Origin of the sequence: Oligella ureolytica DSM 18253 (assembly GCF_000373745.1) — a bacterium.
GTDB lineage: Bacteria > Pseudomonadota > Gammaproteobacteria > Burkholderiales > Burkholderiaceae_B > Oligella > Oligella ureolytica.
This window is the reverse complement of record NZ_KB892334.1, coordinates 4,151-9,272: the sequence shown is the minus strand read 5'-3', so window position 1 is coordinate 9,272 and position 5,122 is coordinate 4,151. Positions and strand designations below refer to the sequence as shown.

Below are 5,122 nucleotides of genomic sequence, written 5' to 3'. Positions count from 1 at the left end.
AGTGCTGAGGCGTGTCAAGAAACACGTCAGAAATGGTATGACCTTTCCGTTAAACAAAGCGGGTTGACCGAAGAGGGTGTGGTTGCGTGGCATGAGAAACTGGATGCGACGTTTAAAAATCTGTACGCTCAATGTCAAGGTGATACGTCGTGCGTGGCGTACCTAGATTTACAAAAAGAGTCTGCAAGCATTACGCATTTAGGGTTACACGAAGAATTAGGTGTCTTAGGCATTAACCTGAAACATACACTGGACATTAAGCAGGGGAACTGGGGTACGTTGGCATTAGATGCTCTGGCAGATTTTAGTTTTGTTCCTGCACCATCTTTGGTTAGTCAAGGTGCAAAACTTATTTTGGTTAATAAATTAACTCAATCGAGTGTGAAGTTCAATAAACAAGCATTAGTGGCTATTCGAGAGTTGCCAAATGGGAAGGTTGTGTTTTTAGAAACTGGGCAAGTAGGAGTAGCAGGTATCAAAGATGCAGGATTGGCACATATTGTGAAAGAACATGCAGGTGATTTTGCCAAAGTTGGTATTAAGGAAAAAGATATACCTAAGGCAGTAATGGATGCAGTAAATCATGGGAAATTTTTAGGTTATCAAGGAAAAGGAACAGGTAGAGCTATTTATCAAGTTACTGTAAACGGTAAAACTCAAAACATTGCTGTTACGGTTGGTAGCAATGGATATATTGTTGGCGCTAATCCTACTAGTGTTGGGAGATAGTATGAAAAAAATTAGATTAATGCCTGATTATTTTTGCTCACCTATATGGCACAATGATGAAATAGAAGTTGGGAACATTGATTTGGATGAATTGCCTATATCTAATCAATTGAAAAAAGAGTTGTTATCGTGGGCAGATTTATTTGACAAAGGACTTAATATGGATGACCCAAGTAATTCGTATTGGGAGGAATTTGATTATGAGCAATTTATTTCTATGGGGAGATCATTATTATTAAAATTGCGAACAGAATTAGGATCTGAATATCAGGTTGATTACTATTATGATTAGTAACAAGCATTTTGATTTATCAAATAAAGCTTTTAAATTAAACAAACAACATTTTTCGCACAAAGATCATTCAATAAAACAATATTAGCATCTGTTTTTGCCGGCGGTGATTTGCAGTTAGATACCGTTACTGAGGGTTATCGTCAAGACAGTGTGGGCAGTTGATGGATGCGCCGGTGGCCGAGGCGATGGCTGATCGTGTCTTTACCGCGACAACCACCGAGAATGCCGAGGCCTTAAGTGGTGCCTTAGAAAATCGCTTTGATGCGGTGGCCCTACAAAAAGAACTGGATACCCAACGTGAGGTGTCACAAGCCTTTAGCCAAAATGTGCAAAGCGCAAAAGCAGAGTTAAACCAAGCGGCTGATCGTCTCACTGCCGACTACGAGGCCGGCCGTATCAGCCAAGCGGAGTATGACGCCAAACGCCAACAACTGGATAACGGTGCCTTACTGCTTAGCACCATTGCTGCGGGCTTAAGCGCATCGACCGACAGCACGCTAGGGATTGCGACCGCGACCCTTAGTCCAAGCCTTGCCAAAGAGATTGGGCAGTACTTTAAATCAAGCGATAGGGAAGGCAGTACCGAGCATCTAATCGCGCACGGACTACTTGCCGCCGCCGTGGCGGCCACGGGGGGTAACAATGCCCTCACAGCCGCAGGGGCTGCCATCAGCGCCGAAGCAGCCGCCCCAGTGCTCGCCCATTACCTCTACGGCAAAGAAGCAGCTGATCTTAACGCCGATGAAAAAGCGACCCTCTCCAGCATCACGAGTCTCGTGGGTGCCGGTGTGGGTGCAAGTTCAGGTACGGACTCGAGTATTGCGCAAGGCGCACAGTCGGCGGGGACGGCGGTGGATAATAATTGGATGTCTGATTACCGGGGTATATTTGGTGTTAATCAGTGGGGACCGGGCGCAGCTTCCTTAGTAGATGCTAAGTTAAAAGAAAACCCTGATATTACGCCAGAGGAATTACAAAGTGAGTTAAAGGATTATATGACAGGTGCTGGTTATGAAAGCGGTGTATCCGATGGGATAGTTGTCTGGATGGTTGCTCCTTCCGCAGCGTTTGGAGCAGGAGCAACAACGATGATTCCTTCATTGGGTACTGGGCTGAAAGTGTATGGGGTCATTGCCTCAAAATCGGTAGTAGGGGGTGTTAGAGACTCTGTAGTGCTAAATCAGGACTACAAGTTGTCTAATCTTGCTTATGATTCATCTGTTGGGGTTTTAATAGACGGCTCAGTAATAAAAATCATAGATGCTACTGAGGTAAAAAAATTAGGATATAACTATTTAACCCTTAAAGGAAAAGTTACGAATCATTTTTTAGGCGATGGAGTTAGTAGTGCAATTTCTAATAAGTTAGGTTCGAAAGATGCAACTCTTGTTCCAAAAACAAATTGGCCAAGCCTTTTTTGGAGCAATGATGATTAAGTTTCGCGAAAAAATGCCTAAGGGGTCGTCTGCTGGAATTTCGGGGACTAGTAATCTTTGTGTCTATTTTAATAGTCTCTTAATATTAGGAATTGTTAAGCTACTAAAAATCCGTCAAACCGAATCATTGGCCTACGGTAGTTATATTTTAACTTTCTTATTAATTTTTATTGAGATATACATAATTAATTCTATTGCTTCAGGCACATTTGTTTTCTTTTATAAGAGAGTTTTTGTTTTATTTCTCCTGACTGTAGTGACTTTTTATTTTGGCAGAGCCTCTCTTCCTTATTGGAGTGAGACAGAAGGTGAGGAAGCAGATTAAAGTTTTTACGATGGTAGTTTAAGCTTTAATCATCACAAAGGAAATAGGAAAGTACGTCGCCGTCAAAGCCGCCCCAGTCCTTGCCCATTACCTCTACGGCAAAGAAGCAGCCGATTTAAACGCCGATGAAAAAGCCACCATCTCCAGTATCACGAGTCTAGTGGGTGCGGGTGTGGGCGCTACCACCGGAGCAGATGCTAATCTTGCGCAGGGTGCACAGTCAGCGGGGACGGCGGTGGATAATAATTGGATGTCGGATTACCGAGGTATATTTTGTGTTAATCAGTGGGGACCTGGAGCAGTTTCCTTAGTAGATGCTAAATTAAAAGAAGATGATGTTACGCTAGAGGAAATAGAAAGTGCATTAAAGGATTATATGACAGGTGCTGGTTATGAAAGTGGTGTATCTGATGGGATAGTTGTCTGGATGGTTGCTCCTTCCGCAGGGTTTGGAGCAGGAGCAATAACGGCGGCTGTTACACCTGGCGTAATAACGATGATTCCTTCATTGGGTACTGGGCTGAAAGTTTATAGCTTAGCAGCCTTAAAATCGGTTACTGGAGGGGTAAGTGAGTCTATTGTGTTAAATGAAGATTATAAGATATCTAATTTAACTTATGATTTGTCTCTAGGGGTCGTGGTAGATAGTATTGTTCGTAAAATGGTTGACGCATCTAAGCTAGGTAAAATTGAGTCAGAATATCTAGGGGCAAAAGGTTTTGCAGTTAACTATTTTTTAGGTGGAGGAGTGAGTAATGCTCTTCAGCAATCATCAAATATTCAGAATACTGTAATTTTAAAGAAATTGAATTTATATGACTTATTAAAAGGTTCGGATGATTAAATATAAAGAACGTCCAAGTGGCTGGACAATGGGTATTAGTGGTCTTTCCTATTTAAACAATTAAAAATTCAACCAAGTTGCTTTCTCTGTCATGCTGTTAGGATTGGGACTTTTTTATTAATTCTTATTGAAATATATGTAATCAACTCATTGGCATTAGGAACCTTTAGATTTTTGTCTGAAAGATTTTTAGTGCTATTTCTGGTAACAATAGTTTTTTTTTATGTTGGAAAAAAGGCTTTGCCTTATTGGGATAATTCTAAAAAGGATGAGGCGAATTAATTAACTAATTGTATTTCTAAAAAACAATAATATTTTTAAAGATTCTTCCGGTTGTCATAGTCATGTGGGTAGCCTTGGCAGTCTCACGAGCTTAAGCGCCGGTGGTTCGACCACTTTGGCAGAAGCCGCCGGTCATAACCGCTTTAGCACGGGTACCTTAAGCGCAAGTGACCTTGCCAACCATGCCGATGTCAAAGGCAGTAGCATTGGTCTTGGTGCGAGTGGTGGCGTTAATAGCAGCGGATCGGGTGACGGTGTCTTTGACCAACGCCAGAGCACCTCGGATAAAAGCGGTCTTGCATCTCTGGAAGCCAGTGGCAGTGTGGGCTTTGGGCAGGTGAGTGATAGCGAAGGTAGTACGACCTACAGTGGCATTAACACGAAGAATATCCTTATCACGGACGCTGCCAAGCAGACTCTCCTCACGGGACTTAGTGCCGAGGCGATGGCTGATCGTGTCTTTACCGCGACGACCACCGAGAATGCTGAGGCCTTAAGTGGTGCCTTAGAAAATCGCTTTGATGCGGCGGCTTTACAAAAAGAACTGGATACCCAACGTGCGGTATCACAAGCTTTTAGCCAAAACGTGCAAAGCGCCAAGGCGGAATTAAACCAAGCAGCCGATCGCCTCACTGCCGACTACGAAGCCGGCCGTATCAGTCAAGCGGAGTATGATGCTAAACGCCAACAACTGGATAACGGAGCCTTACTGCTCAGTACCATTGCCGCGGGCTTAAGTGCACCGACCGACAGCGCGTTAGGGATTGCGACCGCGACCCTCAGCCCAAGCTTTGCCAAAGAGATCGGGCAGTACTTTAAGTCAACCAATAGGGAAGGCAGCACCGAGCATTTAATTGCGCACGGACTTTTAGCCGCAGCGGTAGCGGCCACGGGGGGTAATAATGCCTTAAGCGCGGCAGGTGCAGCGATGAGTGCAGAAGCTGCCGCCCCTATGCTCGCCCATTACCTGTATGGTAAAGAAGCAGCCGATCTTAACGCCGATGAAAAAGCCACCATCTCCAGCATCACGAGTCTAGTGGGTGCGGGTGTGGGTGGTATCACTGGCACGGACTCGGGTATTGCGCAAGGCGCAAAGTCGGCGGGGACGGCGGTGGATAATAATTGGATGTCGGATTACCGAGGTATATTTGGTGTTAATCAGTGGGGACCGGGCGCAGCTTCCTTAGTAGATGCTAAGTTAAAAGAAAACC

6 protein-coding genes are annotated in these 5,122 nt (G+C 44.3%); all 6 read left to right on the top strand.

Annotation, left to right across the window (positions count from 1 at the left end; translation table 11 throughout):
- Nucleotides 1-729 (top strand): hypothetical protein (locus tag B092_RS15770; RefSeq protein ID WP_211208962.1); only part of this gene is annotated, 729 nt, incomplete at its 5' end.
- A 1-nt stretch (nucleotide 730) separates the two neighbouring features.
- Nucleotides 731-1,021: a hypothetical protein gene (locus B092_RS0111035; protein WP_018575298.1), complete on the top strand. Its 291-nt coding sequence runs from the start codon at nucleotides 731-733 to the stop codon at nucleotides 1,019-1,021.
- Nucleotides 1,022-1,185: 164 nt separating this feature from the next.
- On the top strand, nucleotides 1,186-2,460 hold the full coding sequence (locus B092_RS15930; RefSeq protein ID WP_018575297.1) for a VENN motif pre-toxin domain-containing protein: 1,275 nt from the start codon (nucleotides 1,186-1,188) through the stop codon (nucleotides 2,458-2,460).
- Entirely contained in the window at nucleotides 2,411-2,785 is a 375-nt protein-coding gene (locus tag B092_RS0111025) for a hypothetical protein (protein WP_244870506.1), read from the top strand. The genes B092_RS15930 and B092_RS0111025 overlap by 50 nt, the downstream gene beginning before the upstream one ends.
- 28 nt (nucleotides 2,786-2,813) lie before the next feature.
- On the top strand, nucleotides 2,814-3,629 hold the full coding sequence (locus B092_RS0111020) for a VENN motif pre-toxin domain-containing protein (RefSeq protein WP_332299382.1): 816 nt from the start codon (nucleotides 2,814-2,816) through the stop codon (nucleotides 3,627-3,629).
- A 346-nt stretch (nucleotides 3,630-3,975) separates the two neighbouring features.
- Nucleotides 3,976-5,122, top strand: a 1,147-nt coding sequence (locus B092_RS15925; RefSeq protein ID WP_425311480.1) for a VENN motif pre-toxin domain-containing protein, incomplete at its 3' end; no start/stop codon positions are given.

What these genes read in the sequence shown, in the direction of transcription:
- B092_RS0111035 (WP_018575298.1), top strand. Translation starts at nt 731, where the DNA reads ATGAAAAAAATTAGATTAATGCCTGATTATTTTTGCTCACCTATATGG.
- B092_RS15930 (WP_018575297.1), top strand. Translation starts at nt 1,186, where the DNA reads ATGGATGCGCCGGTGGCCGAGGCGATGGCTGATCGTGTCTTTACCGCG.